This is a genomic window from Roseibium sp. TrichSKD4 (assembly GCF_000148725.1).
GTDB lineage: Bacteria > Pseudomonadota > Alphaproteobacteria > Rhizobiales > Stappiaceae > Roseibium.
Map to the genome: position 1 here is coordinate 212,527 of NZ_GL476304.1, position 25,651 is coordinate 238,177.

Sequence of the window (25,651 nt, forward strand, 5' to 3'; positions counted from 1 at the left end):
TAAGGCCCAACCTGGCGTTTGAATAACATTTCAAAACCCGTTTCAATTATTCATCTACAACAACTATGTCTCCCAAAATAGTGTGCTGAACAGACAAATTGATTATTGGGGTAATTAATGATACTCTACTATCCGTGTTCTGAACGCCTCCGGAAGAACGCCTAGCCGTGAAAGTATCTCGCGGCTTTTTCCGGAACCTGCATTGCCACCGCAAAATGCGCGAAGAACGCCTAACTACGGGCAGAAGTCGCAAGACTTCTGCCCGTTCTTCTTGGCAAGTTAAGTGTTCACCCCAGAAGTTTCATGCCATCGAATGCGGGGATGACTCCGTCTGGCAGCTCTGACAGTAAACTCTGATAATCCATATCAACATGCATATTGGTCAGAACAGCCTTTATGGGGCGAAGCTTCTCAATCCAACCAAGTGCGTCATCCAATGAGAAATGGCTCGGATGTGGCGTGCGGCGGAGCGCATCGATAATCAGGGTGTCTAGATCAGAAAGGCTATGGATCGCATCGCTAGAAAGGTCTGAAACATCGGGCATATAGCCAATCCCATTAAAGCGAAATGCAAGCGCATCGATGTCGCCGTGATGAACCGTTATCGGCAGAAACGATATGGTCCCTCCTGCCCCGTCAATCTCACAATTCCGACCTGCTTCCAGCATGTGATGATCGAGTATTGGCGGATAGGACGAGCCTTCCGGCTGTTTGAAACAATAACCAAACGCCTCATGTGCTCGCTGTGTTGTTACCGCATCCATATAGACTGGCATACGTTTGCGATTTCGGATCGTGAACACACGCAGGTCATCGATCCCATGAAGGTGGTCGGCATGCGCATGTGTGTAGAGAACGGCATCAAGGTCTTGAATGTTTGCATTCAGCATCTGCTGGCGCAGATCCGGTCCGGTATCGATCAGGACCTGTGTGGCTCCGTTCGGCCCACGCTGCTCTACGAGGATTGAACAACGAAGACGGCGATTTTTCGGCTCATTGGAGTCACACTGCCCCCAGTCATTCCCAATCCTCGGTACACCACCGGAAGACCCGCATCCCAATATAGTGACTTCCAAAGGTCTACTCATGCCGCCCTCGGCAAAGCGTCTTTGGGCACCTTGCTAAAGAGCCTGAAAAAGTTATCCGTGGTTTGTTGGGTCATCTCTTCCAAGCTCACTCCCCGGACATCTGCCAGAACAGCGGCTGTCATGGCTGTGTAGGCAGGTTCGTTGCGCTTGCCGCGTCTGGGCTGCGGAGCAAGATAGGGAGCATCGGTCTCCAGGAGCAAGCGATCAGCTGGGAGGTCTCGTGCGATCGCACGCAACTCTTCTGATCGTTTGAACGTCAGAATGCCGGAAAAGGACACATAGAGGCCAAGCTCGACGCCGACTTTTGCAAGTTCTTCGCCCGAGGAGAAACAATGAAGGAGTGCCGGAAACGCTCCGTTCGCCATTTCTTCCCTTAAAACCGCGATCATATCATCGTCAGCATCCCGCGAATGTATGACTAAGGGCAATCCGGTTTCACGAGCCGCTGCAATATGCGTTCTAAGACCGCGCTGTTGGGCATCACGCGGGGATTTGTCATAGAAGTAATCCAGTCCAGCTTCACCGATTGCCACGACCTTTCGATGCTGTGAAAGCTCAATGATTTCTGACGCCGGTATGCCGTCCTCTGCCCCTGCATTATGAGGATGGGTTCCAACCGAGCAAAATACTGGATCGTGAGCTTCAGCGAGCGCCAATACCTGCTGAAACTTTCTAATATGTGTGCAGATTGTCACCATGAGCCCGACACCCGCACCATGTGCTCGGGCAATCAGGTCTTCGTGCTCCCCTTCAAAGTCTGGGAAATCGAGGTGACAGTGGCTATCGACAAGCATCGTGAGGCAAATTCCAGCTAGGAGAGATTAGCATTCGACGCGCTGGATCAGCGCATCGTTTCCTTTAATGTGGAGAGCTTGAGCATCAAATCCAGAACGACCTGTTTTCTATCAAGATTCAAGGCGTCCGAATCTCGAACGGATTGATTGAACTTTTCCCAAAGGTCGGTCACGGATTTGGCAAGATCAAGTCGCGGCGGCGCAGTCCGAATAAACCCTGTCATCAGACCATGAAGATAGCGCTCAACGACATGCTGAAAGCTCTCCCAGTTATCTTTTTGCCCACGCACCGCAACTAAATCGGCAAGACCGTGTAGGGCTTTGACATTCCGGGATGCGCCCTCCTCCGCCAACTTGCCAAAACCGCGCGCAATCGCCAACCCATCTCCGGATAAAAGGATCAGAGCCGACCGTAAGCTCCCATCTGCATATTTTGTGACATCAAGAATATCGCGTTCAAGTCTTGAGTATTTTCTGCAAACCTCCGAACGCCATCGCCAATATGTGTGTCGCTCAAGGGTTCCATATCCAACCGGCGGCATCTGGAACGGATTGTCGGCGACAACCGCCCTGGCGCATGCCACAAAACCAGAAAGACAGAGCGCGGTGGCGGTTCTTCCAAGATCTTCAACAGTGCGTTGGCTGAACTTTGGTTCATGTCATCTGCCGCATCAACGATGCAGACCCGCCACGCATTCGCTGAAGCCGTTGTTCCGAAGAAAGAAACCGTCCTGCGGACTTCATCCACCGGCAGATCGGACTTGAAGCGTTTGCTTTTTTCGTCCCACGGTCGGCGCAGGTGAAGTGCGTTAGGATGCGCTCCATGGGCAACCTGTTGAAACACCGGAGATGTGCTCGGAACGTCCAAAGACTGGGCACTTTGTACAGCTTCACCAAAACGCTCAGGATGTGAAAGGACGAACCGGGCAAACCGAAAAGCTAGTGTGGCCTTTCCAATTCCCTTTGGTCCACCAAGTATCCACGCGTGGTGAAACCGCTCAGACCGATAGGCGTCCAGAAGCGCGCGTTCCGTCTCTTCATGCCCGAACAATATGTCTTGCTCACGCGGCAGTGGCGCACCGATAAGCGCATCCACCTCAGGCGTTTCAACTATTTCTTTGCGCGCTGCCATAAACTACCCCTCTGCCGATGTGGCAGTGGTGGAATTGTCTTTTTGCTCTGGAAGTAAATCCTTAAAATGCCGATGGACCGCCCACCAGATTTCACCAGCAACATGATCAGGGTCATGGCGGCCATCAACGACGACAAAACGTTCCGGTTGTTGCTTTGCAAGGTCCAGAAACAACGAGCGGCGCCGTTCGTGTGTGGCAATTGTGTCCGCCTCAAACCGATCTGGGCCACCGCTGTCATCAGTCTTTGAGCGGCTGGAAACGCGGCTCAATCCGATATCGGCCGGAATGTCGATCAGTATTGTCAAGTCCGGCCGAGTTCCGGCGACAGCAATTGTTTCAAGAAGATCGAGAGTTTCATTGTCGACCCCTGCCTCACCTTGATAGACCCGGGTAGAGTCCGCAAAGCGGTCGCATATGACCCAATCTCCACGGACTAAAGCCGGGGCGATGACACCGTCAACGTGATCTGCGCGAGCGGCTGCAAAGAGCATGGCCTCGCCTCGCGGCCCAAGTTTACGAGCAGCACCGGAAAGCAGCATTTCACGAATTTTCTCGGCGCCCGGCGACCCTCCTGGCTCGCGTGTGAGGCAGATGGTCTTCCCGAGCTCCTCAAGCCGCTGTTTCAAGCGGGCTATCTGGGTGGTCTTGCCAGCCCCCTCTCCGCCTTCAAAGGTAATGAATTGACCTGTCACGTGGTCGGAACTCGCTTAGAAAATGCCAATTGCCTCAGGATATTTTGCATACAAGTTTACAGCCAGCCAAACAACAGCTCTCCGAGACTGTCCTTTGCGCGGGAGAGCAAATCGCCCTTTTCAATGCGTTTTCCACCGGTTAGCAGCCCAACGTGGTGAACTTGTCGATCTCCTGAAAAAACACGAAGCTTTCCAACACGTTTTCCCGGCTCAACAGGGGCAACAACCGGGCCTGAATAAGTGACCCGCAGCTTGTATCCCAGCGCTCCACTTTTGGGCAAAAGCACGGCAATATTGCGCTCTGCGATCAATGGCACTTCACTCTCGATGCCACCAAAGACCCGAGCCATCGCAACCACGTCTCCTTTGGAATACAACTGTCGAACCGAGAAATAGTCCCACGCACCGTCGACAACCTGTTTTAACGCCTTGATCCGGGCCTTTGCAGATGGTGATCCAGCGACAACAGCGATGACACGGCGTCCGTCTCGATTAAGGGAGGCAAGTGACGCAAACCCGCCCTTCTCGCTTGAGCCGGTTCCCAAACCATCCAGCCCACGCATTTCGCCTATCAATGGATTGCGATTACGTTGGTAAATATCATTCCAGGTGAACTCGTTGAGCGCAAAGAGAGGATACCGGTCAGGAAATTCCTGCAACATGTGAAAGCCCAAAGTGGCCATATCTTCGACTGTGGTTGCTGCGCCGTCAACGTCAAACCCGGCTGGGCTTAAAAACTGGCTGTTGGTAAGGCCAATCTCGCGAGCGTATGCTGTCATCCGGTCCGCAAATGTTTTTTCATCACCGTCAAGACATTCGGCCAGAATGATCGCAGCGTCATGCGCCTGATGAACAAGCAATCCTTTCAATAGGTCCAGCACAGAGATGGAGGACCCCAGCTCGGCAAACATTGTTGTGCCGCCTGCAGGTGCACCACCTGTGCGCCAGGCATGCTCACTTACCTTACATTCCTGCGCTTCAGTCACTTCAACGTCTTTCAATGCCTTGAAGACAGTGGCTGCAGTCATGATCCTCGATAGGCCGGCAGGTTGGAATGTTTTCTCAGCTGCTTTTGCGTAGAGAACAGACCCGGTTTTCACCTCCATCAAGAACGCCATCGGCGCAGCAGTATCAAGCGTTTCAGCAGAAGTGATCGGCGCCGCAACGCAACACCCGAATAACGCGATGCAAAGGCTCGCTAACCGCCCCTTGAAGAAATCAGACACTTGTTTGCCCCCGCAAGCACCAAAGGCCGGACCAATTGGTCCGGCCCGTTCAGTTTCACAAGCTTAAAAGATTGTCTTAGCGCTGCGCAAGATCTGCAAGTGCGACACTATCCGAGCGGGCAAAATCGAAGACATCGTGCGCAACATGGATGCGTTTGCGCACTGAGTAGGACGATAATGCGCTGCCATAGACCTCAGCATCAATCCCCTGAAAGCCCTCGTTTTGAACACTGTTTTCCGGCGACGGAAGATCAACAGGTTCCGAGAAACCAGTTGTTAGGTCGGTTGGCTCTTTCGGAGTAAAAGCGTTCGAGGATGCAATTTTGACCGTGTCCGACCGCACAGCGAACGCGGCAGCTGGATCAAACGCCAAACGGTAGCTCTCCGGCGCATCGACACTTTGCGCGATTGAGGCACTGGCGGTCATGTAGGGACGCGGCGCAGGTGGAGGAGCATCTCCGAACAACAATTGTGGCGGAACCGCTTGGGCGAGCTGCGTCCCCGGGAAGGTTCCTCCAGGCGCAACCGCGTCTGGCCCATTGTAGGAGGCCATGAGGTATTTTTCATCCAGGCCATCCAAACGAGCCTTGCCGACATACTCAACCTTTACCTTCGCAACGCCGCCCTGTTTGGTACCAAGCATGTCCGCGACACGCTCGGAAAGATCGATAATCCGGTTGCCATGGAACGGACCACGGTCATTGACCCGGACGATCATAGACCGACCGTTCTTGACATTGGTCACACGAGCATAAGACGGCAGCGGCATGGTGGTGTGGGCGGCAGTTAGGCCGTAACGGTCAAAAACTTCGCCATTGGCCGTTTTACGCCCGTGGAAGGTTGGCCCATACCAAGAAGCCAAACCCACATTCTTGTAGTCCGGATCATGTTTGGGATAATACCATTTGCCGGCAATCTTGTACTTCTTGCCAACCACATACCGTCCACCACCCTTGGGAACCGGCTCGCCTTTGGCTACCATTTTCGGGCTGCCTTTGACGCCGTATTTCTTCGGGCTGAATTTCGCTTTCGGCGATTCTGGTGTTGACCCGCAAGCCGCTACTAAGCCTGCTATCACCGCAACTGCTACGGTTCTGCCGCAAATTCTAAACAAGCATTTTTGCCCGGTTCTGGTTTTAGAACCGGTTGCCTTGCTTGTTTGTTGAAGTGCAAAGGTCGAAAATACGCCCAACCCTGACATCCCTACCTGTCCTATTCATCACGCGTCGGCGGCCCCTGGCAAAACGCGTCAAACTCTTCTTGTTCAGGACAATTACAAGCCAATCAGCCGGAAAAATACGCAACCAGCCTTACAGATCGGCTTAACACCCCTATAAGCGTTCTGCCCCCGCTAGAACGCCAATGCCCATATTAACAGGATCTTTATTACCTCAAAGTGAATCACCCGTCGAGACGGGACTTGGTACAGTTCATCAAGGGCTCAAGCGACAGGGATTTCAATTGCAGAATAAGTTATCCAGTATATCAGAGCACATTGCGCACAACCCCTCTTGACATTTGCAGCTGAAAAAACGAAACGGTGTGCAACGGAAGAGTGGTCGAGTGGTTTAAGGCACCGGTCTTGAAAACCGGCGTGCGGGGAACCGTACCGTGGGTTCGAATCCCACCTCTTCCGCCAATTCCCTTTCCTAATCAAACCCAAATCGGCCCAAAACAGCTTGTTTTCGCAGGTTGGGCGTGAAATCGTGTTCCCGTTTGTTCCCATCCTTTCCCACACATACCCGCTCAGATGCGGGTACGAATGCGGGTATCGGGATTTGAAAAGCGGGTATGGCCGGTGTTGAGCGACGCAAAAATCCGAAAAACAAAAGTTCCTGAGAAACCGCAAAAGCTTGCAGACAGCTATGGGCTTCATCTCTATCTGACCCCAGCTGGCGGAAAGTTCTGGCGGTATCGGTACCGCTATGAGGGGAAGGAAAAGCTGCCCTCCTTGGGAGAGTACCCGCATGTTAGCTTGGCCGATGCAAGGGCGTTGCGTGATGAGGCAAGAGCTATACTGGTCTCCGGAAACGACCCATCCAAGGTCAAAAAAGCAGAAAAATCTGCTGCAGCCATCGCTCCAGATCGCTCTTTTGAGGCAATCGCACGTGATTGGCACAAACTGAATGAGACCACTTGGACAGAGAAACATCGCGGCGAGGTTTTGACGAGTCTAGAGGTCGAGGTATTCCCGACCTTGGGCAAACTCCCCATCGACGAAATCACAGCCTTGCAGGTTCTTGAAACACTGCGAAAAATCGAAGCTAGAGGTGCAAAGGAAAAGGCTCGCCGAGTTCGCCAGAGAATGTCTGCGGTGTTTGTCTACGGAATCGCCATGGGGATTTGCGAAAACGATCCTGCCGCCCAAGTCCAAAAGGCTATGGCGCCATTAAAGAAGGGCCGACAGCCCGCTGTTACCGATCTGCTTGAATGTCGGGAGATAATCAAAAGGGTCGAGACTACGCCGGGGCATCCCGTGACCAAGCTGGCGCATCGCCTTTTAGCGATTACAGCACTTCGACCTGGCGCATTGATAAACACGCCTTGGTCGGAACTAAACGGGCTGGATGAGGAAGACCCTGTTTGGGTGCTGCCTGCAGAAAGAATGAAGATGAGACTTCATTTGAAAAATGATGACGCAAGGGATCACCTAATCCCCCTTCCCGCACAGGCTGTCGAGATTATTGATGCTCTAAGAAAATTCTCTGGTCGACAACCCTTTGCTTTCCCAAACAGCCGGCACGCGCACAAGCCGATGTCAGAGAATGCAATCGGCTATCTTCTCAACAGAGCCGGATATCATCACAAGCATGTACCCCACGGTTGGCGCTCCTCTTTTTCGACAATAATGAATGAACGCCATCCGGATAGCCGGGCCATCATAGATTTTACGCTTGCACACGTCCCGAAGGACAAGGTTGAAGCCGCGTATAACCGCGCTCTTTATCTGAAACAACGAAGAGAACTTCTGCAGGAATGGGCTAATATTCTGCTGGTGGATCAAATGCCTATCTCGGAGGTCGTCAAAACGCCACGCAGGGTGTTTAAGTCGAAGTGAAAAAAGAACCCATCACCCTTGAGACACTGGCGGACCTGAAACTCCGCAGCTACCGACTGACCGCGCATTGTGGCAACCCGGTTTGTGGTCGCAGCATGACGGGTGCAATTGACATTAAAGGCCGTGGCCAAGGAATGGCCACAATTTCCGCCAATTCAACGTTAAAACCGCTTATGAATAACGCATTAGTAGTGGCCACCGGAGAACCTGAAGATTATGGCACGCGGTTAAATGCAACCGACCTACTATCATAAGCTAGTTGTCTTCGAGGAAGACAGATTGCACTGTCAAATCCCGTTTGGATTTTCAAATGCTCGACAGCTATCACCCACTCCCCGCCCCCTCACAGGGGCTTTTTTTTAATTAAAACGGACTAAATTTTTGCACAATATAGAATCTCGATTTCGCCGATTGGTCGCGGAAGTTCTGGAAATAGACCCGAAAACTATTAAGCCTGACAGCACCCTTGAACAACTTGGATCAGACAGCTTGCGTGGTCTGGAAATCATTATGGAAGCTGAGTTGGCTTTCCTGTGCAACCTACAAGGTCAACAAATTGGGCAGACTGATTACCAAAACTGGCAAAGTTTGACCTTCGTGCAAGCCCTCAACCAAATTCTACAAGCTTGCCATCACTCTTGGAATTCTTTCGACTATTCAATATGAATGAGCCCTATCAAGCGCGAAATTCTTCGCAGCTCATACCACTTTGGCACTCGCGCGCTCCATCCGAAAATATGGAATGTGCGATAGATCGCAGACTTTCCAATAATGCTTGACTGAAGGTGACTTTGAAATCGGCAATCAAGTCCGTGGACGATCCGTGCGACCGCCTATCGTACCAAGTGCAACTTACCACGAACTTACCCCACAGAAACGCGTTCCTTACAAAAAAAGCGTCAGCCAGAAAATTCACAGTGTCCCACTACCCACCTGTGCCAAATGCGGCACAAACAACGGAAAGCTTATCGTGTCGACCGCGGTCAATTAACGCTAACTTACTCCCGAAAGTTGCGTATGATAATAATCGGGACTCAACCGGCGATCCTCAGTGGGGCACCTGATGGACGATATTGTTCAAGCACTGGTCAATAAATACATTGATGACTTTAAGGAAATTTCACGCAGTTTCACGGAAAAAAGTTAGCAAAAACGGTTAACGTTTGGTAAGCGTCAGAAATGACTGTTGATCCAGCTAGGACTTTGGCCGCTTTGTACATCCGCGTTGATGAGGAAGGTGTCCCGGTGAAACAAATTTCAGACTTTCCTGACGATGCCGATTTGTTGGTTGACCTTAGGATTGAGTTTGATCGCATGTTAAGAACCCGCAACGAATTGATCAGCCCCACCTGAGTGGTCCGTTTTGATTGTTAGTGCATGACTGGGCTTTGGTCCATCCGGACGATGGTTTCTGGTGCCGGTGGTCGGTAGCCCAAGGCGCTGTGTGGGCGTTTGGTATTGTAATGTTTCCTCCATTGTTCAATCAGGATTTGTGCTTCCTTTAAGCTGTAGAAGATTTCACCATTGAGTAGCTCATCTCGGAGGCGGGCGTTGAAGCTCTCGCAGTATCCGTTCTCCCATGGCGAACCTGGTTCGATGTACGCGGTCTTTGCACCCACAGCGTTGATCCAGTCCCTGACTGCCTGAGCAATGAACTCCGGCCCATTGTCTGATCTGATGTAGGCTGGAACACCTCGCAGGATGAAGAGATCCGTTAGCACATCAATCACGTCGGTGGAGTTCAGATTTCGCTTCACCCGGATTGCCAGGCACTCTCGGGAATACTCGTCCAGGATGTTCAGTGTCCGGAACGCTTTTCCTTCATTGGTTCGGCAGTGCACGAAGTCATAGCTCCAGACATGATTGGGATACTCTGGCCGCAGCCGGACACATGATCCGTCGTTCAGCCAGAGCCGCCCTCTCTTCGGTTGTTTCATTGGCACTTTCAGCCCCTCTCGTCGCCACAGCCGCTCAACACGCTTGTCATTCACATGCCAACCAGCATCTCTGAGCAGAGCTGCAATACGCCTGTAACCGTAACGGCCAAACTCACGGGCGAGTGCGATCATATCCGCCACAAGACGTTCTTCGTCAGCACGCCCTGCTGGAGGTTTCCTCTGCGTAGACCGGTGCTGACCCAGAACACGACAGGTTCGGCGCTCTGACACGCCGAGATGCTGACGAATGTGATTGATGCAGGCTCGACGACGGGCGGGGCTCAGAAGTTTCCCTTTGCGGCCTCCGACAAGATCAACTTGTCCAGGGTCAGGTCAGACACTGCCTTGCGCAGCCGCTCGTTCTCTTTCTGAAGGCGTTTGAGTTCTTTCAGTTGGTCGGTTCCCATCCCACCATACTGCTTTCGCCACCGGTAATACGTCTGTTCGGTGATACGAACCTGCCGAATGGCATCAATGCGCGGCATGCCTTGGCCGACAAGGACTTCAACCTGCCGCAACTTCGAGACAATTTCTTCTGGCTTGTGACGTTTCGTAGCCATGTTGATCCTCCGTTTTCCTAAACATAACGATGGACCACTTCAAAGGGGGAGGATCAAGTCGCTCATGGGCGTCCACTTCCTTTTGCATTCCCTCGATCTGACGGTCCTTCTCCGCGATCTGAAGGGCGTAACCCTTGGTGATCTCTAGAAGTTGGCGGGGATTGGCAAGGAGACCATCCACCGTGACAGGCTGTTTTGCCCTGCGCTCGCACTCTATGAAATATTGGCGGGCCTGCTTGCCCTTGTCGTTCCGCTCAACCATGGCAAGTTCTTTCGCCATGTCTAGGGAAAGAGCGTATTCCTGCCGGGGCCGACCTTTTTGGGAGTTTTCCCGAAAAGTCACGAAGTCCCGGTTTTCAACGAAACCGTATTGACTGATACGCTGCTTAATCCAGTGAGCAAACTCTTCACCACACTCCAAAAACCCGTGCAGTTCTCGTGCATCGACGGTCTGGATTAAATCGTGCCCGATATTTCCTTCAGACACGACAGGAAAGCTGGATTTTTGCTGGTCTAGGTTCAGTTCGTTTTGCATATCTAGTCTCCATCGGCGTCCGGCCACCAATCCCGGAAACGCACAGGGGTTCGCTTTCGCAAACACCGGAGCCGATGAAGCTGGGTGTCTGCGTTTCTTCTCCATTGGGTGCGGAGAAACTGGTGATTTCAGTATTTCAGGTTCGAGCGATCAGCCCGCTACGCAGCTTAGTTCAGCGCGAATAAGCAGATAATTACCGACATCGTAGAAATTGGCGCCGCTGGCGTGTAACTCGTCAGCAGCATGATTGCGCACGTTATAATCGTGACTGCCGGAAACCTTGAGAGAAAACCCCTCTCCCCGATCATCTGCGGTCAGGGTGTAACCGGCGCTTTCCATAACGCTCACATATCGCGCTACAGCCGATGCAACCGATGGCGGCACATCTGCCAGTACCGGGACCGGAGCTGCCGCCACAGCCCCCACCAACCCGAAGAATGAACGACGGTCCATGTTCATCATGCCGCCATCCTCCACTCAGCCCGCAGGCGATCAACACGAGCAAAGTCCGCAGCGCCCATCCGGGTTTTAAGTTCAATCCGGATGATTTCACCCTTGATTTCGTCCTGCCGGCTAACCGGCGCTTCCAGCTTGCCCAAACGAGCGTCCTGCCAGACATATTTCAGAGTGGCTGCAAAAGCTTCCGCTTAGGAAACACTGCCATAGGACACCGGGTACAGCTTGCGGTTCTCACGTACCCGCTTGTGTGCTTCCTTCATGATCTGTGACTTGTTCAACATTGCCTTGCCATTCGCTCCTTGTTGCCTTACAGATTTTTTGTAGGCCAACACAAAACAAAAAGAAACACAAATTTTGTAGGATAACAAATTTTATGTCCGACCAAGACCGGCGAATTGATGCAAGAACACTCAAAGCCGCGCGAGCCTTACTAGGTTGGAGCGCGGCTGACTTGTCCAATGCATCGGGAGTTCCTCAGGACACAATCCGTTCATTCGAATCCGGGCGCACCAAATCCTTCACAACACTTAATGGGGAGGCCCTTGTTTCTACCCTTGCAAAAGAAGGCGTCTCCTTCATTTGTGAATTTGACAAGGCAACAGGTCCCGGCGTTTGCTACAATCGTCTCAGCACCCGATGGCAAACACCCTCCAATACAACTGATTAGCAGTCGTTCAACAATTCTCCTTCGTTCACGGTGTTACAGCACCGTGGCCCCCGCCGGTCAGCGGGGAAGATATGGAAAGGCAAATGAACCCAACACCCAATGAGTCATGGGCATGCATTGCTCAATCCAATCAGTATTTTCTTTTGATCGCAGTTTGCGGCGCGATACTTTTATTCGCCTACATCCGGCGGACTTACCGACTGAGCTACACTGAAACTCTTTTGGCTATGGTGGGGCGAGTTCGGCTTAAATACACATGGCGACTTGCGCTTCTGCATGCCGGAGTTTTGCTCAGTCCATTTGCGCCAATTACGATACAGATTTATGCCTGCAGCAAATCGCTGACCTGACTGTTTTTATCAGTTTCACCCGTGTGCTTTCGGGCACTTATGCGTCTGGACTTCCTGCCCCCAAGCGATAGTCACCTTCCCTTCCGCAACCTCGATCATGGCTGCCTTTGGGAAAGCTTCTCTCAGCCGCTCTTTGCAGCCGTAGAAACCGGGGTCGGTATAGACGACCGGAACTCCGTTGATGGTCATTGTTCTCTCCAAAGAAAAACCCGCCACCGGTTAGGGTGACGGGTCGCAGTGAAAACGGCCCCGATTTGAGATGAGACAGCATCTCAATGGGGCCGCCTCCGGTCCCACCGAAGCCTTCCAAGACTCATTCGGCAGGCAGTCGAAAGGATGACCTCGCTTTTGTCCCCATCGTCTGCGGTGATCAATCCGCTCGTTTGGGCTTTGTACGAGGCCCGCTGAAATGGCTCCGATGTAATCCGAGGACGCGGATAAGTGACCGAAGCCATATCAGGACCGGCAGCACACTACCGGAGGGTTAAATCTGTGCGCAGGGCATCCCAATCTGCCGCTAGTATGCTATGGCCGTGTCACGGGTGTTTTGACTTCATCTCCAGACCAGCCGAAACCGGTACACCGTCCATGCCAGGGAGTTTTGCGGGTTCCAACGACCGTCTATTCGGCCCGCTGCGCAACCTCTTTATGGTCAAGCTGCAACTGCTGCCATCTTACGTGTTCTTATACCCTGTTTTTCCCGAAAGTGATGCACCAAATCTTCATCAGCACACTCAGGTAAAACGCTTGATTTACAGAACTATACAATCAACACATGAAGTCCTGTGTTAAATCTTCGATTCAGCGTTACTCTATTGATCCCGAGTTCCCGCGCAAGGCTGCTTGTCGAACGATCATGCACCCATGCAGCGACCTTGCCGACTACCGCCGTTCTCAGTTTCAGGTCTTTGATTTCAGCAAGCCATATCCACGTCTCTTCCATACGCGAGATAGCCGCTGCTGAAGGTATCGGAGTTCTGGGATCATCGGCATCGATAGGCTCAGATTCAGGCATTGCCTCAGGCCAACATGTCGTCGGTCCTTTAGGGCGTGGTCTGGTCACAGAGCGGTCCAAGACCACCTGCGCTTCGACCAGCCGTTCGATGATGAGAAATTCGAGATGTGCGACAGTCATCAGGTGTTCCTTCGGTTATATGTCCGAATAGGTTCACCTGTTAGTTTACTGTCTTTTCTTTCAATTTACCTAGGTGCAGCTACCAGAGAAAGAGTTTGTTTTCAATTTTTCGAAAGTCGATTATTCCTCGAGGACGAATAATTTTATCCAAAAGTTAGTATTTATATGCCAACAGCATAGTAATAGCGCTCTAAAATGCCATATGGGGAATATACGCAGAATGATTGACACCAATGACACCGGGGAGATGCCCTGTACCGATGCGACAGGTGGCTTGCTCTATCGCCTCGTATGGAAATGGCATTTCCTGGCGGCCTTATATGTTCTGCCTTTCATGATGATGTTGTCTTTAACCGGTGGGATTTACCTCTTTAAACCCCAGATCGAATCTTGGTTATATGCCGATGCGTTTTACGTTTCACCGGAATCTGATACGCTGTCCTATGAAGACCAAATTGCAGCTGTCGAAGTCGCTGTTGGCATTACCCGCCTACGCGGTGTGACTACCTATGACGACCCGAACCGCTCGACCAAGATCGAGTTTAACGACATACACAAAGTGCGATCTTACGCGTGGGTTAACCCCTACACAGGGGAGGTGTTGAAAGTCGCGTCCCGCGATAAGATGGCGATGCGCGTACTGCGCAAATTCCATGGTGAACTGCTTTTGGGTAGTTTCGGGACCAAATTCGTCGAAGCGGCGGCCCATTGGGCTGTGGTGATGTTCGCAACTGGCCTGTTTCTTTGGTGGCCACGGGGGCAACGGACCCTCATCAAGGCCGTGAGCCTGCCTACAGGTATCGGTCGCTCTTGGTGGCGGGAAACACATTTGTTTACAGGATTCCTAGCTACGATCTTGATTGTGCCAATCATCTTCTCTGGTCTGCCATGGACGGATGTTTGGGGCGGTAGCTTGAAATATATTCAGGAACAAACCGATACCAAGTCCAAAAGCTTGCGATTTGGTGGGTCTGCGCCCAACTCAACTACCAACGAAGGAGATACCATTACATATGCAATGGTATTTGAAGTAGCGAAGAAGCAAGGTCTGGTCGCCCCCTATGAAACCCGCCCACCAAAAAACAATGAGGCTGCTTTCTGGTTGCGCTCGGCGAGTATCGACCGGACTGAACAGACCGAATTGATCATCGATCAATACTCTGGAACGGTACTAAAGAGACACAACTTCGGCGACAATCCGGCTTTGGCGCAAACGGTGTCTTACGGGATTTCGTTCCACCAAGGGGAGCTCTACGGCTGGCTCAATATAGCACAAAACACATTTGCAGCCCTGGTAGGCGTCGTCCTGTCCGTCAGCGGATTCGCTGCTTGGTGGATGCGGAGGCCTGCGGGCAGCCTCGGGGTACCTGCCGCACCCGACGCGGCCCTGTCGAACGGTATGATCATTCTCATTATCGGTCTTGCTATTTTCTTTCCATTGATGGGAGGGACGCTCGTTTTGGCACTAGTTCTGGACTGGCTGATTTTCCGCCATCTAGGTTGGTTCCGTGCCCGCACCAACTGACTGATCAAGTGAGGGGTCACAGCTAGAGGCATGTTGTTAATTGCAAAATGCGGATATTGAATAAACGTTAAATATATATCTCATGTTGCAGTTTGATACTTGTTAAATTGAACGGAGAGTGTACGAAAACAGCCCCGGTATTGAAACGGTCACGTAACAGCCAAATAAATACGCGGTTTTGTGCAGAAACGTGCATTGTGTTGCTGCAATGGCGTACTGTTGCCCTTAAATTCCTCGGGGGTGGCTATAGCGTCCGCTGTGCCGCAATTTCAAAATTCAAATAACTTTCTAGGGTCCAGACTCAATTCTGAGACTTGAAAGAAAGTTTTTTCCGGCTAGATTATCGATATGAATACAAACCGTGCTGTTGAGATAGTAGTTGCTGCTGACGAACCAGCTCTTTTCTATGATTCCATTGCTTCCGCAGAATTGCACCTTGAATCGACTGACGTTCAGGATGGCGTATATGGCCCTGTTTTCGGCATCAAAGGTGAAGTCTACAGTATCAGAACTGCCGGGGACCGTGTAGCAATCATAGCCGATCCTTTGGGACGAACCGATGTAATTGGCCTCAAAGAGGTGCTTTCAACTTTTTTGCGCACAATTAAACCCGACATGGTTATCCCTGACTGTTTGGATACGATGTTACAATTGTGCACTCCCTACCTTGAATCTGTTTCCGTTATGCAGAAAACGCAATCATAACCAAAATGCGACGAGCATTGCCAAAGCGACTGCCGAGTGGAAGTTTCTGGCGAGCTTGTCATATCGGGTTGCGACACGGCGAAAATCTTTCAGCCTGCAAAACGCATTCTCTATCAAGTGACGATCTTTGTATCGAACCTTGTCATATTTGATTTTCCGCAGGCGGTTTGACCTGCCAGGAATGACGGGAACAATTGCCTGTTCTCTCAACCGCTTACGCAAGGCATTTGCATCATACCCCTTGTCCCCGAGTAGATATCTTGCCCCTTTAAGGTCATCCAGCAGGCGCGGTGCGACCGGACTATCTGCTTCATTACCGCGTGTAAGGGTGAAAGCAAAGGGTCGGCCAATTACGTCTGTAAGGGCGTGAATTTTGGTGGTTTGGCCGCCGCGTGAGGGTCCAATCGCCTGATTTTTTGCCCCCCTTTACCGCCATGGGCAGAACGATGAGCTTTCACATAGGTGCTGTCGATTGCAGTGCTTTTGGTAACTGCACTAGAGGTAGCAAGCACCTCCAGAAGTGCACTCCAAAAACGTTTGTAGGACCAGCGGTTGAAGCGATTGTAGACCGTAGTCGAGGGGCCATACTGTTCTGGGCAATCACACCACCGGCAACCGGTCTTCAGAACATGGATTATACCGGAAATTACCCGTCGGTCGTCCACACGGTGCGCACCACCTTTGTGACGAGGCAAAAGGGGGGCTATCCCAGCCCATTGATCGTCTGACAACCAAAATAAGTGTGACATCCAAGCCTCCAAATCACTGATATGAAACCTTGAATCTGATTTGTTAAATCTAATCAAGAGTATCAATGAGTTTTGAACCTAAAAGTATTCAATTCTGAAGGGTGAAACCGAACCTACGATTTCGAAACTACAAACACTGTGTTCCCGGAATGGCTTGAATTTCGCTTACATTGTACTTGGCGTGGATCTCAATCCCGAAACCGAAGCAATTTTGAAACTACTTCACTCGAAACCCGATAAAGTTCTTCCTCTACTCGCTTTGCTGAGTGACTAGCTTCCGAATGCCTGCGTGATTGCCGCGAAGTGCCTCTCGCATACTGTTGGCGTATTGAACAATTATCATTTAAACGGAACAGCTGACCACGGCAGCAGGAATCCAAATTTCCTCGACCGGACCCGACAGGCCGTTCTTTTCGTATTTCAGAACCTCAACGTTATCACCCGGTGAGTACCTTGGCTTGTCCGACCAATCAAACACAGCCTCTAATTCTAGAATCTCGGAAAGTCCTGCCATAACGCGCTTAGATTCAGCGAAAGACCCTCACCCTCTACTTACGTAGTTTGCTCTAGACTTCGGTACGGAACCCGAATTTTTCGGCCACGTGCTACTGGTTAATAATGCGTTTATTGATTTTGTACAGTTTTCCGCATTCGAGGGATAAACCCATGAGCAAGATCTTCGATGATAAGTGTACTTCCGGAGCCTTAGGGCATCCGCAAGCTGCGAGGGGTGCCGGACAAAAGGACAAGTTTTCCCGCTTGTTAAAAAATAATAATAATGAGGCAGGTGAGGCTAGCAAGAAGAGTGTTTGGCCCAAAGGACCCGGTCCCCAGAAGCCCGGCAAGGGCGGCTGCCAGATACCGCCCCCAGACGATTGTGGGAAGCCATCTGCGGATATCACGACGCTTGCAATTGGCGAAGAAGATGGAGGCGTCTGCCCTGGTGATCCGGGACTGAAACCTCCGACTGACATCACCACGCTTGCAATTGGCGAAGAAGACGGAGGCGTCTGCCCTGGTGATCCGGGACTGAAACCTCCTGCGGATATCACCACGGCAGCGATCGGTGAAGAAGACGGAGGCGTCTGCCCTGGTGATCCGGGACTGAAACCTCCTGCGGATATCACCACGGCAGCGATCGGTGAAGAAGACGGCGGTGTAAACCTTCCAGATCCAGGTTTGAAGCCCCCGGGAAAGATCACCACTCTGGCGTTGGGCGAAGAAGGCTGATCCCCTCCTCTCTCTGCCTACCAAAATGGGGGCGTGTCGAAGCCGGAAGTTATCAACTTTCGGCTTGACCCTTGATGCCCATATTGTGCTTTGATGCAATTTCGATCCGCGATGGTTGTCGTCGCAGGCAACGAACCGTCACTGCCGGTTGTTTGAGTTTAGTGACTTGATATTTTCATGTGAAAGGGACGGAGAGTCCAGTGTTGCTCCTTGCCGGTGGAACTGAAGATCCTCAAATTGCCCATCTCAAGAACCGAGCGGAATCGCGCGGCCTTGACCACTTGTTTCTGGATGTCGATGACTCGGAAACCGATTTTTTCTGGGATGTTCGTTCAGGACTTGTGAAAGTCCGGAATGAACCTCTCAATGTTGCAAGTGTATTTCTCCGGCAGAATGTCTTCCGTTATCTGCGTACAAAGGACGAAACTGACAGCCTCAATGCCCAGGCCTGGAAGGGGCTTTTGGATGGGTACATTTGGGCAAATTCCAGACTTCGGGTTTTCAATCGCAGGTTTGTCCTGCGCTCAAGCGTCAACAAGCCACTTGCGCTTGCATGGGCACTGGAAGCTGGCCTCGACATTCCGCGTACTCAAATTCATGTTTCCAGGCAGCGGGCTCTCGATCAGATTTCCGAACATGCGACCGTATACAAACCAGTGACTGGCGGGGGATATTGTCAGGTTCTGGGAGAGGACATTCTCTCCGCCTTTCCGACCGACAGATTGCCAAGACCCTATATCTATCAGGAACGCTTGCTTTCCCCGGAAGTCAGGATATTCCGCGTGGGCGAGAAGTTTCTGGCGTTCCGAATTGAATCCGTTGAGCTGGATTACCGGTCGGTGGACCGGGAAAAGATCGAGATCACCCAGATACCACCGCCCGCGGATCTCGTTGAACCCTTGCGAAAATTGTTGGACCGCATTGGCCTCAACTTTTCTGCCGTCGATTTCAAGACATCTTCCGATACAGGGACGCTGTGTTTTCTGGAGGCGAATTCCAACCCGATGTTCGCAGCGTTTGATCAGGTGTCAGATCACGCGCTTTGTGACGCCATGCTGGACTGGCTCACGGCTTGAAGGCAAATGGCGGAATCGGCAATCTGTGACACCTATCTGCTGAAAATAGGCCGTCGCTATTATAGAGCTGATCTGGTGAGTAAAGAGCGTCTATCGGCGGTTTCTCGAGCAAATCAAGCAGCGACATCGGCTTCGTTTTTTCTGAAGTCATTTCCTCACCTGAAACTCTAGTCGCCACTAGCTCGATTCGTAAGTGGCTTGTTTTTTGTCTTCAAGGAACAAATTAAGTCTTGTCTAATTTTAGACCGCATGCGCGGGTGTGCTATAGCTTCTATGGAAGTCTGCCTACAAGGCACTCGATAACAGGGCGCGCGGAGTTTAATCTACCCAGTCATCCATAGCGGCATCTCCTTTTGCTCAGGCGGCTCCATGATGTCCTCCAACAGATATTGGAGATATCCGGCAAGCAGCATGCGTTGTTTCGGCGGCTTTCCATCAATGCCAGGGCCTTGCTTCGCCATGGTGCGGAGTTCCGCAAGGTCGATGGCATCCAATGCATCACAGAACTCACCCAGCCGTTCCAGCCAGTTTGGGTAGCGACAGAACAGGTCGCTTATCGCCCCTATCATTGCGCTGGTCAGGTCCGATTTGTGGTTTTCGGTTTGTGTCAGAGCATATAGAACCGCCCATGTGTGGCGTTCTCCGTGGCGGTTTATCTGCCTTTGGATTAGTAGAACAGCGTTGGTCCAGCTTCCAGATACCTGCGAAATCCGATGTGGCGCGTTCGACGGCAGACATTTGATGTCGAGGCTCTTGCACAGTTGCTCTGCCTGCGTGGTGTCTTTGATCTTTTCGGCTGGCATCCCGTAACCTCCGTTTCAGATCCATGTTCTCGGCTCTTTCAGCCTTCAATTCCGCCTGCAGAAGTGTGTTTCTAGCCCGTTCAAGTGCCCATTCATCTTCGATGGTGGCGCCGGGTTTGCCGACGATTGAAATTCGAATGGACAGCTGACGCTCGGCTTCCTCGATCTGGTCTTCAAAATGCCGCGTCATAGAGGTTTCCTTGATCCATATCGTCGAGGTCGAAGAACGAGGTTCTTGGACCGTCCCAACCAATGACCGCTACACCGCCATCGCGGCCTCTACGGCGTTTGGCGCAAATGAACTGCGCTTTGTCTTTCCATTCCTCGTACTGAGATTTCAGTTTCGCACGTTCGTTGTCACCGCTGGCGTTCTTGAAAAGGACATCCTGTATCTTCTTTTGCGGACGGTGCATTAAAAGCACCCATGAGGCTTTGTTTCTGACCCCTTGCCCACCGTACGAGTCTGACAACCTCAGAGAGATATCAGGGCGGTCATTGTAAATGGTTTTGACCTGACCCAATGCGATGATAGCAACGCCATGCTTCGTGGCGAGTTTGTCGAACTTTCTGCATGAGACGATTACTTTTTCGGTGATCCCGGTTACACCGCGTTCCTCTGGCTCGACACCGTCTATAGTGTCAATGAACACGGCACCGCATCTGCCATGCTTGTGCTTGAATGCCAGGATCAGGGCTTCGATGTTCGATATCCGCATATCGTCGGTGTATTCGAAATAGGACTGGAGCCCGTGCTGTTTCATGTTGGCTGCACAGAGCTTTTCAAGATCGTCAGGGCGCAGCGTGCCGTCTTCAATATTCCTGCTATCAACACCTGTTCGTGCGATCATATCCTTGATGGCTATGTCTTCCGGCATTTCTTCATCTGAGATCGTTAGAACCGGATCCCGCAATGCGATGTGATTTGCCAATCCTCGCGCTTTAGCAGACTTCCCGTGACCTGACGGCCCAATCATTAAACCGAAATCACCGGGAACAATCCGCCCCATGATGTCATCGAGCGCTCTGATACCCCAGTCATGGCCCCGGCCAGTTCCATTGCGGAGTGTTTGGTCTTGGTCCTTGATTGCCCGCTGACCGGCCTCGTGAATGGATATGCCAACCATAGGCCGTTGAGCCGCTGCCATGTTTGCAAGGAATGCGGAACCCTCCAGCGCCAGTTCCTCTCCTGATTTCCTGCCGTCGTTGAGGTCTTTCATCAGCTTGGAGGCAAATTCACTGAGACGAAGCCTTGTGGCTTGGGCACACAAGATTTCTGCCAGCTCGTCTTGGCTTAGGTCTCCTTTCGCCTTCTGCATGCAGACTGTCAAAAAGGCAGGCAGGCCCGGAATACCAAAGGCCGAAGGATCAATTTTCACCGCTTCCCGTAAAGCTGGAACCGATAGTGTTGTCCCAGACTTGGAAAGGGCTCGGACCATGCGCTGAAAAGGGCGGGGCAATCCGCTTATTCCAAACAGATGGCTGCACCACGATTGGAGCCTGTGAAGGTGTCGAAAGCGGCTATGGAGCATGGAATATCGCAGGGCGGGAATTTCCGATCTGGCCGATGATGTCCACCTCCGGAATGAAGCGGTTCATCCCACCGTTTGAAGTCGAACGGATCGTCGGCTTTCCAGATGGTGACATCGAGTTCGACGATCACAAAAAGACATGGAGAGAGCCACCGGGTCAAAAGGCTTGGCTGAGCCTTGAAAGCCGTGTGCAGGAAGAGGGCATCGTTACCGGGATGAACCCAACCGAGTGGAACCGCACTGACCCTCTCGATAACTGGAATGACTTCTACGAACGTTTTGGAGGTGTCGCAGCATGATCGAGGGTTTCCCTGACAACGAATGCGAGTTTATCGGCCTGATCCTTCAATCACCGCCAAGTATCGCAGCCTATCAAACCCGTGTGCCGCCCGAAGCTTTCACAAACCGGCTCACACGCATGATCTGGGAAGGCATGGTGAGGCTTTCTTGATCTTCTTACCGGTTTCATCCCGGAAGTTGGTGCCGTCAGCGCTGAGATAGATGCGCCAGACCCCAATGGACCTCGCCACCACTGGCCTTCCCAGAGGTCGCAACATCAATGATCCGGACTATCCAAGGATGGTCCAGTTCAGCGGTGTTCTGTTCACCACAGATGGAACGGTACACGGTCGGGCTCAAGACTATATCCAGCAAGAAGACAAGCGCACATCCAAGAGCGCTGAGAACGTCCACGGGATCACCGACACCAAATCAAGGACGCTTGGCATCCCTGAAGCTATCGCAGTGGCTTGGTTCACCAATCGCCTCAAGGCTTCGGAGATCGTAACTGGTTGGGCTCTGCCTTTCGATCTGGACATCATCAGAGCGGCACTGATCCGGATGAACAAAGACCCACTGGCATTGATCCGACCGGGCCTGATCAAAGTCGATCTCCAAGAGCTGATGACCCCGATCATGGGAAAGCAGGCCGAAGACGGCTCCCATATGTGGCCGAAGCTCAGCGAGAGCTACGAGCACTTGTTCAGCAAGCCGGTTTCAACTGCCGGCACAGAAGCCGACGCCTGCCGGGAAATCTTCATGGAACTGCACAAGCGCGGAATGATCGAAGGAATGGAGCAAGCGGCATGACCACAGAAACCAAATGGACGGCGGGGCCTTGGGGTGTGGGCGATTTCGACGCCTATCTTTTTGGCGGAGATTGCATATCCGACGGTCTTACAGTTGGTCCGGCGCAATTAGACGCGGCTGATTACGGTGCGGCGTTAGGCTTTCGCGCATCCGGCAACGTGCGGGCGCTCATGCGTGCCGATGCATACCTAATCTCAGCCGCGCCGGAACTGTATGACTTCGGTTATGCAGCCCTCAATGAGGTCAAAGCCGTACTTGCCGATCTCACGGAACATGGCGACGGTGTTGATTTCGTTCGTAAGGATATCCGACGCCTCAGCAAGATTGTCTCCGATGGAGAAACCGCCCTGTCCAAAGCACGGGGGGAAGCACAATGAGAGTTCGCGACACCCTCTTCACCGGCTCCATGGTTATCGGACTTCTGGAGGACAGGAAGAGACAAACGCGCAGGGTGATGAACAAGCTCTTGCGCTTCGGTCCTATCACAGAGTTCGGCCCCTCGGACACGCGTGGTTATGACTGGCACTTCCGCGACAGGGAAATGCGCTGGCATGATCTCCGACATGACAAGCTACTCAAGGTGCTGCCCTATCAGGTTGGCGACCTCCTCTATGTCCGTGAAGCTTGGAAGACCTTTGTCAGCCTAGACAAGGTGAAGCCAAGCGAGCTGCTGAACGATAAACGTGGCGCAGGGATTCTGTATCTCGCAGACAATGCAGGTCTGTCACTCTCAGCGAACGGCGAACGCCACGAAAGCCAAGTAAGAGAAGACCTGAATGCTTTTGGTCGTTTGCGTCCCGGCATGCACATGCCCCGTTGGGCGTCTCGGATCACCCTGAAGGTGACAGATGTCAGGGTGCAACGTTTGCAGGAAATCAGCGAAAAAGACGCAAAGGCAGAGGGCGTTTGTGCATGGGTGGAAAGTCAGGCCAAATACCCTTGGGGTGATATCTCCGATCCACTACGCCACCTAATGGTCAAAAATACCTTTGGGAATGCGAAAACCGCTTTCAATTGCCTGTGGGACAGTCTCAATGGCGACCGCGACGCCGGTATCTACGCTTGGGATGCCAACCCTTGGGTGGTCGCAGTCTCGTTTGAGGTCATCAAGGCCAATGTCGACACCGTACTGAGCGAGGTGGCGGCATGATTGATGTGATCACAATTGGCTTGGCTCTTTGCGGGTGTCAGCTCCTTCTGACATCTTTTCTCGTAGAATCACGGGAATGGTGGGGCAAACTTCTACTCAATTTCAATTCCGCACTGCTTGCGTTTTTGTCTACCCATCTTGCATTCGCTCGATTCATGGGGTGGCCGATATGATCACGCTCCTCAAGTACGCCATTCCATTCGCCGCTCTCGGAGCCTGTGCCTTCATCGGACTAAGTGCAGCCGCGGCCAATTCGGAAACCTCCAATGATCCAAGGAACATCGCAAGCACCGTTTTAAAATTTCTGGCTCATGTCATCACCCATGGGAGGAATGCATAATGTACGTAATCTTCGACCTCGACGGAACGCTCTGCGACATCTCGCACCGTCTGTTTTGGATCACTGGCGACACAAAGAACTGGGATGCGTTCTACAACTGTTGTGTTGATGACACCCCGAAATGGGAAATCCTGCATGTCATGGACGGACTTGTGTCAGGCGGTCATCGTGTCGAAATCTGGACCGGGCGTTCCGAGCGTGTTCGTGAGGAAAGCGTGGATTGGCTGGATCGCCATGGTGGCTTCGGAAAATACCTGCGGTTCATGAGAGCGGTAGACGACCGTCGCCCAGACGTTGACCTAAAACGCCACATGCTCATGACCGAACGCGCCAGAGGCAACTTCCCTACCCTAGTTTTCGAAGACCGTCAGCGCGTTGTCGATATGTGGCGGGCAGAGGGTTTGACCTGCTGTCAGGTAGCTGCCTGGGAGGAACACTGATGCGCAAGATCGAAAACCCATTTGGTGGCCGATCAATCGACGAGTGGATCGGAGACACCCCGGATAGCCGCGTCCCAGATCGGGTCCGAGATCGTGTCTTCACTCGCCACAAGGGCATTTGCCACATCTCCGGCACCAAGATCAGAGCCGGTGACGCATGGGAGCTGGAGCACATCACACCGCTTGCTTTGGGCGGAGAGAACCGAGAATCTAATTTAGCCCCTGCCCTTGTCGAAGCCCACAAGGAGAAGACCAGCAGCGAGAAGGCTCAGATCGCTAAAGCCGACCGGATCAGACGGAAGCACCAGGGGACTTGGCCCGCCTCCAGAGCGAAAATCAAGAGCCGTGGTTTTGCCAGAACACGGGATGTCTGAACCAAGAAAACGATAGGTTTTCTGCCGTTTTGAGAACTGAGCAGAACAGGCGAAAATCAGAAACAACAAATACTGTGCAGGTGCAAATAATGGCTGAGAACAGCAACATCGAATGGTGCCACCACACTTATAATCCATGGATTGGTTGTTCCAAGGTCAGTCCCGCCTGTGACCACTGCTATGCGGAGACCCAGAACAACCACCGAAAATGGGCGGAAGGCTGGGGACCGCATGCCGCGCGGAAGCGGACGAAGACCCGATCCAACCTGCAGAAATGGGACAAGAAGGCGAATGAACTTGGTGTTCGGTACCGGGTCTTCTGTGCCAGCCTTGCGGACATTGGTGACAACCACAGATCAATTGATCCGATTTGGCGCCGTCAACTGGTTGGGGATATTCGACAGTACACCAATCTGGATATCCTGCTGCTAACCAAGCGCCCTCAGAACATCCCGACCCTGTACCCGGACCTTATGGAGGATTGGCCTTCGAATGCTTGGATCGGGACAACGGTTGAGAACCAGGTGGAAGCGGATCGGCGGATACCTCGTTTGTTGAAGCTTCCAGCACCCGTGCGTTTTGCGTCGGTTGAGCCCCTGCTTGGCCCTGTAGATTTAACTTCGCTTCCCTATGGGATGCCGATTGGCAATGCGCCAAGCTATCAGGACGCTTTGCGCGGCAAGATCTGGATGCAAGAGGGTTCTGTGACCTGGCCGACAGACAGCCGCGCTACGGTGAATGGCCGTACCTATGTTGACCCGCAAGCCTGGCTCACATGGGTCCTTGCCCTAATCGCCGGCCACAAGATCACACGTCTCGACGAGCTCCTCCCATGGCGTTACGCTACTGAAGCAGCGTAACAGCCACCGCCTAAACGAAACAGGGCGGGATAAGCGGACGGGCACGTGACAAGTTCACTATGGTTTCTTTTAGCGGGAGTATCTGTGCTGAGCCTAGCAGTAGTTGATGTCGTATGGATTGCCCTAGCTTCACGCGCTCGCGCTCTT

At 52.3% G+C, this 25,651-nt stretch carries 34 protein-coding genes and 1 tRNA gene; 19 read left to right on the plus strand and 16 right to left on the minus strand.

The window, feature by feature from the left end:
• Nucleotides 1-287: 287 nt before the first annotated feature.
• The 7 genes from TRICHSKD4_RS03895 to TRICHSKD4_RS03920 all read right to left on the minus strand — a co-directional run bounded on the left by TRICHSKD4_RS03895 (nucleotide 288) and on the right by TRICHSKD4_RS03920 (nucleotide 5,915).
• Nucleotides 288-1,088, minus strand: coding sequence for an MBL fold metallo-hydrolase (locus TRICHSKD4_RS03895; protein WP_009466112.1), 801 nt, complete (start codon nucleotides 1,086-1,088; stop codon nucleotides 288-290).
• Nucleotides 1,085-1,882: a TatD family hydrolase gene (locus TRICHSKD4_RS03900; RefSeq protein WP_009466113.1), complete on the minus strand. Its 798-nt coding sequence runs from the start codon at nucleotides 1,880-1,882 to the stop codon at nucleotides 1,085-1,087. The genes TRICHSKD4_RS03895 and TRICHSKD4_RS03900 overlap by 4 nt, the downstream gene beginning before the upstream one ends.
• A 47-nt stretch (nucleotides 1,883-1,929) precedes the next feature.
• Nucleotides 1,930-2,262, minus strand: coding sequence for a hypothetical protein (locus tag TRICHSKD4_RS31110; RefSeq protein ID WP_009466114.1), 333 nt, complete (start codon nucleotides 2,260-2,262; stop codon nucleotides 1,930-1,932).
• 20 nt (nucleotides 2,263-2,282) lie between these two features.
• Nucleotides 2,283-3,014 (minus strand): DNA polymerase III subunit delta', encoded by a 732-nt coding sequence (locus TRICHSKD4_RS03905; protein WP_009466115.1) that lies wholly within the window; start codon nucleotides 3,012-3,014, stop codon nucleotides 2,283-2,285.
• A 3-nt stretch (nucleotides 3,015-3,017) separates the two neighbouring features.
• Complete coding sequence (tmk, locus tag TRICHSKD4_RS03910) at nucleotides 3,018-3,707, minus strand: dTMP kinase (protein WP_009466116.1); 690 nt, start codon at nucleotides 3,705-3,707, stop codon at nucleotides 3,018-3,020.
• 56 nt (nucleotides 3,708-3,763) lie between these two features.
• Nucleotides 3,764-4,933, minus strand: a complete 1,170-nt coding sequence (locus TRICHSKD4_RS03915; protein ID WP_009466117.1) for a D-alanyl-D-alanine carboxypeptidase family protein — start codon at nucleotides 4,931-4,933, stop codon at nucleotides 3,764-3,766.
• 76 nt (nucleotides 4,934-5,009) lie between these two features.
• Nucleotides 5,010-5,915, minus strand: a complete 906-nt coding sequence (locus TRICHSKD4_RS03920) for a septal ring lytic transglycosylase RlpA family protein (protein WP_371256668.1) — start codon at nucleotides 5,913-5,915, stop codon at nucleotides 5,010-5,012.
• 567 nt (nucleotides 5,916-6,482) lie between these two features.
• On the opposite strand from TRICHSKD4_RS03920, the gene TRICHSKD4_RS03925 reads away from it, so the two are divergent.
• From TRICHSKD4_RS03925 to TRICHSKD4_RS30550, 5 genes are all read left to right on the plus strand, one after another.
• Nucleotides 6,483-6,572, plus strand: a tRNA-Ser gene (locus TRICHSKD4_RS03925).
• Between the two features lie 159 nt (nucleotides 6,573-6,731).
• Nucleotides 6,732-7,991: an integrase arm-type DNA-binding domain-containing protein gene (locus TRICHSKD4_RS03930; RefSeq protein ID WP_040616263.1), complete on the plus strand. Its 1,260-nt coding sequence runs from the start codon at nucleotides 6,732-6,734 to the stop codon at nucleotides 7,989-7,991.
• Complete coding sequence (locus TRICHSKD4_RS03935) at nucleotides 7,988-8,245, plus strand: hypothetical protein (RefSeq protein ID WP_009466121.1); 258 nt, start codon at nucleotides 7,988-7,990, stop codon at nucleotides 8,243-8,245. Before TRICHSKD4_RS03930 ends, TRICHSKD4_RS03935 begins: the two co-directional genes overlap by 4 nt.
• Nucleotides 8,246-8,402: 157 nt before the next feature.
• Nucleotides 8,403-8,657 carry a phosphopantetheine-binding protein gene (locus TRICHSKD4_RS32190; RefSeq protein WP_009466122.1) on the plus strand — a complete coding sequence of 85 codons (255 nt, stop codon included), beginning with the start codon at nucleotides 8,403-8,405 and terminating at the stop codon, nucleotides 8,655-8,657.
• Between the two features lie 513 nt (nucleotides 8,658-9,170).
• Nucleotides 9,171-9,344 carry a hypothetical protein gene (locus TRICHSKD4_RS30550; RefSeq protein ID WP_168156972.1) on the plus strand — a complete coding sequence of 58 codons (174 nt, stop codon included), beginning with the start codon at nucleotides 9,171-9,173 and terminating at the stop codon, nucleotides 9,342-9,344.
• Nucleotides 9,345-9,361: 17 nt separating this feature from the next.
• On the opposite strand, the gene TRICHSKD4_RS28960 is transcribed toward TRICHSKD4_RS30550, so the two are convergent.
• The 4 genes from TRICHSKD4_RS28960 to TRICHSKD4_RS30555 form a co-directional block, all read right to left on the minus strand.
• A protein-coding gene (locus TRICHSKD4_RS28960) for an IS3 family transposase (protein WP_085979601.1) occupies nucleotides 9,362-10,488 on the minus strand; the annotation gives its coding sequence in 2 pieces (ribosomal slippage) (nucleotides 9,362-10,224 and nucleotides 10,224-10,488; 1,128 coding nt in all).
• Entirely contained in the window at nucleotides 10,433-11,023 is a 591-nt protein-coding gene (locus TRICHSKD4_RS27900) for an antA/AntB antirepressor family protein (RefSeq protein ID WP_009466127.1), read from the minus strand. The genes TRICHSKD4_RS28960 and TRICHSKD4_RS27900 overlap by 56 nt, the downstream gene beginning before the upstream one ends.
• 150 nt (nucleotides 11,024-11,173) lie before the next feature.
• Nucleotides 11,174-11,485, minus strand: coding sequence for a hypothetical protein (locus TRICHSKD4_RS03960; protein ID WP_009466128.1), 312 nt, complete (start codon nucleotides 11,483-11,485; stop codon nucleotides 11,174-11,176).
• Nucleotides 11,482-11,622 (minus strand): hypothetical protein, encoded by a 141-nt coding sequence (locus TRICHSKD4_RS30555; RefSeq protein ID WP_009466129.1) that lies wholly within the window; start codon nucleotides 11,620-11,622, stop codon nucleotides 11,482-11,484. The genes TRICHSKD4_RS03960 and TRICHSKD4_RS30555 overlap by 4 nt, the downstream gene beginning before the upstream one ends.
• A 233-nt stretch (nucleotides 11,623-11,855) precedes the next feature.
• Between TRICHSKD4_RS30555 and TRICHSKD4_RS32195 the strand changes: the two genes are divergently transcribed.
• Nucleotides 11,856-12,149: a helix-turn-helix domain-containing protein gene (locus TRICHSKD4_RS32195; protein WP_009466131.1), complete on the plus strand. Its 294-nt coding sequence runs from the start codon at nucleotides 11,856-11,858 to the stop codon at nucleotides 12,147-12,149.
• 365 nt (nucleotides 12,150-12,514) lie between these two features.
• Here TRICHSKD4_RS32195 and TRICHSKD4_RS28965 read toward each other — a convergent pair whose 3' ends face one another.
• Together TRICHSKD4_RS28965 and TRICHSKD4_RS03970 are read right to left on the minus strand one after the other, a co-directional pair.
• A complete protein-coding gene (locus TRICHSKD4_RS28965) occupies nucleotides 12,515-12,688 on the minus strand; it encodes a hypothetical protein (RefSeq protein ID WP_009466132.1) in 174 nt (57 codons plus the stop codon).
• Nucleotides 12,689-13,259: 571 nt separating this feature from the next.
• Nucleotides 13,260-13,634 (minus strand): DUF6362 family protein, encoded by a 375-nt coding sequence (locus tag TRICHSKD4_RS03970; protein WP_009466133.1) that lies wholly within the window; start codon nucleotides 13,632-13,634, stop codon nucleotides 13,260-13,262.
• A gap of 220 nt (nucleotides 13,635-13,854) precedes the next feature.
• Between TRICHSKD4_RS03970 and TRICHSKD4_RS03975 the strand changes: the two genes are divergently transcribed.
• Nucleotides 13,855-15,159: a PepSY domain-containing protein gene (locus tag TRICHSKD4_RS03975; protein WP_009466134.1), complete on the plus strand. Its 1,305-nt coding sequence runs from the start codon at nucleotides 13,855-13,857 to the stop codon at nucleotides 15,157-15,159.
• A 348-nt stretch (nucleotides 15,160-15,507) separates the two neighbouring features.
• Nucleotides 15,508-15,864: a hypothetical protein gene (locus tag TRICHSKD4_RS03980; protein WP_009466136.1), complete on the plus strand. Its 357-nt coding sequence runs from the start codon at nucleotides 15,508-15,510 to the stop codon at nucleotides 15,862-15,864.
• Here TRICHSKD4_RS03980 and TRICHSKD4_RS28970 read toward each other — a convergent pair.
• Nucleotides 15,859-16,613, minus strand: a protein-coding gene (locus TRICHSKD4_RS28970) for an IS5 family transposase (protein ID WP_085979602.1) whose coding sequence is annotated in 2 segments (ribosomal slippage) — nucleotides 15,859-16,280 and nucleotides 16,280-16,613 — 756 coding nt in all. Because the reading frame shifts where the segments join, the coding sequence is not laid out codon by codon here. The two genes, TRICHSKD4_RS03980 and TRICHSKD4_RS28970, sit on opposite strands and share 6 nt — an antisense overlap.
• A 666-nt stretch (nucleotides 16,614-17,279) precedes the next feature.
• Here TRICHSKD4_RS28970 and TRICHSKD4_RS03985 point away from each other — a divergent pair.
• Entirely contained in the window at nucleotides 17,280-17,843 is a 564-nt protein-coding gene (locus TRICHSKD4_RS03985) for a hypothetical protein (RefSeq protein ID WP_009466140.1), read from the plus strand.
• A gap of 200 nt (nucleotides 17,844-18,043) precedes the next feature.
• Entirely contained in the window at nucleotides 18,044-18,919 is an 876-nt protein-coding gene (locus TRICHSKD4_RS03990; RefSeq protein ID WP_009466141.1) for a RimK family alpha-L-glutamate ligase, read from the plus strand.
• 323 nt (nucleotides 18,920-19,242) lie between these two features.
• On the opposite strand, the gene TRICHSKD4_RS03995 is transcribed toward TRICHSKD4_RS03990, so the two are convergent.
• Nucleotides 19,243-19,722 carry a hypothetical protein gene (locus tag TRICHSKD4_RS03995; RefSeq protein ID WP_009466143.1) on the minus strand — a complete coding sequence of 160 codons (480 nt, stop codon included), beginning with the start codon at nucleotides 19,720-19,722 and terminating at the stop codon, nucleotides 19,243-19,245.
• A 173-nt stretch (nucleotides 19,723-19,895) separates the two neighbouring features.
• Entirely contained in the window at nucleotides 19,896-21,098 is a 1,203-nt protein-coding gene (locus TRICHSKD4_RS04000; protein ID WP_040616146.1) for a DnaB-like helicase C-terminal domain-containing protein, read from the minus strand.
• A 26-nt stretch (nucleotides 21,099-21,124) separates the two neighbouring features.
• Between TRICHSKD4_RS04000 and TRICHSKD4_RS04005 the strand changes: the two genes are divergently transcribed.
• The 9 genes from TRICHSKD4_RS04005 to TRICHSKD4_RS31545 all read left to right on the plus strand — a co-directional run bounded on the left by TRICHSKD4_RS04005 (nucleotide 21,125) and on the right by TRICHSKD4_RS31545 (nucleotide 25,504).
• Entirely contained in the window at nucleotides 21,125-21,550 is a 426-nt protein-coding gene (locus TRICHSKD4_RS04005) for a virulence-associated protein E (RefSeq protein WP_009466145.1), read from the plus strand.
• On the plus strand, nucleotides 21,547-21,702 hold the full coding sequence (locus tag TRICHSKD4_RS30560) for a hypothetical protein (RefSeq protein WP_009466146.1): 156 nt from the start codon (nucleotides 21,547-21,549) through the stop codon (nucleotides 21,700-21,702). The genes TRICHSKD4_RS04005 and TRICHSKD4_RS30560 overlap by 4 nt, the downstream gene beginning before the upstream one ends.
• Nucleotides 21,703-21,752: 50 nt before the next feature.
• Nucleotides 21,753-22,340 carry an exonuclease RNase T and DNA polymerase III gene (locus tag TRICHSKD4_RS04010; protein WP_009466147.1) on the plus strand — a complete coding sequence of 196 codons (588 nt, stop codon included), beginning with the start codon at nucleotides 21,753-21,755 and terminating at the stop codon, nucleotides 22,338-22,340.
• Nucleotides 22,337-22,717 carry a hypothetical protein gene (locus TRICHSKD4_RS04015; protein ID WP_009466148.1) on the plus strand — a complete coding sequence of 127 codons (381 nt, stop codon included), beginning with the start codon at nucleotides 22,337-22,339 and terminating at the stop codon, nucleotides 22,715-22,717. The genes TRICHSKD4_RS04010 and TRICHSKD4_RS04015 overlap by 4 nt, the downstream gene beginning before the upstream one ends.
• Complete coding sequence (locus TRICHSKD4_RS04020) at nucleotides 22,714-23,490, plus strand: hypothetical protein (protein WP_009466149.1); 777 nt, start codon at nucleotides 22,714-22,716, stop codon at nucleotides 23,488-23,490. The genes TRICHSKD4_RS04015 and TRICHSKD4_RS04020 overlap by 4 nt, the downstream gene beginning before the upstream one ends.
• Nucleotides 23,491-23,659: 169 nt before the next feature.
• A complete protein-coding gene (locus TRICHSKD4_RS30565) occupies nucleotides 23,660-23,830 on the plus strand; it encodes a hypothetical protein (RefSeq protein WP_009466150.1) in 171 nt (56 codons plus the stop codon).
• Complete coding sequence (locus TRICHSKD4_RS04030; RefSeq protein ID WP_009466151.1) at nucleotides 23,830-24,270, plus strand: hypothetical protein; 441 nt, start codon at nucleotides 23,830-23,832, stop codon at nucleotides 24,268-24,270. The genes TRICHSKD4_RS30565 and TRICHSKD4_RS04030 overlap by 1 nt, the downstream gene beginning before the upstream one ends.
• Entirely contained in the window at nucleotides 24,270-24,644 is a 375-nt protein-coding gene (locus tag TRICHSKD4_RS04035; protein WP_009466152.1) for an HNH endonuclease, read from the plus strand. Before TRICHSKD4_RS04030 ends, TRICHSKD4_RS04035 begins: the two co-directional genes overlap by 1 nt.
• A gap of 89 nt (nucleotides 24,645-24,733) precedes the next feature.
• Nucleotides 24,734-25,504 (plus strand): DUF5131 family protein, encoded by a 771-nt coding sequence (locus tag TRICHSKD4_RS31545; protein ID WP_009466154.1) that lies wholly within the window; start codon nucleotides 24,734-24,736, stop codon nucleotides 25,502-25,504.
• Nucleotides 25,505-25,651 lie beyond the last annotated feature (147 nt).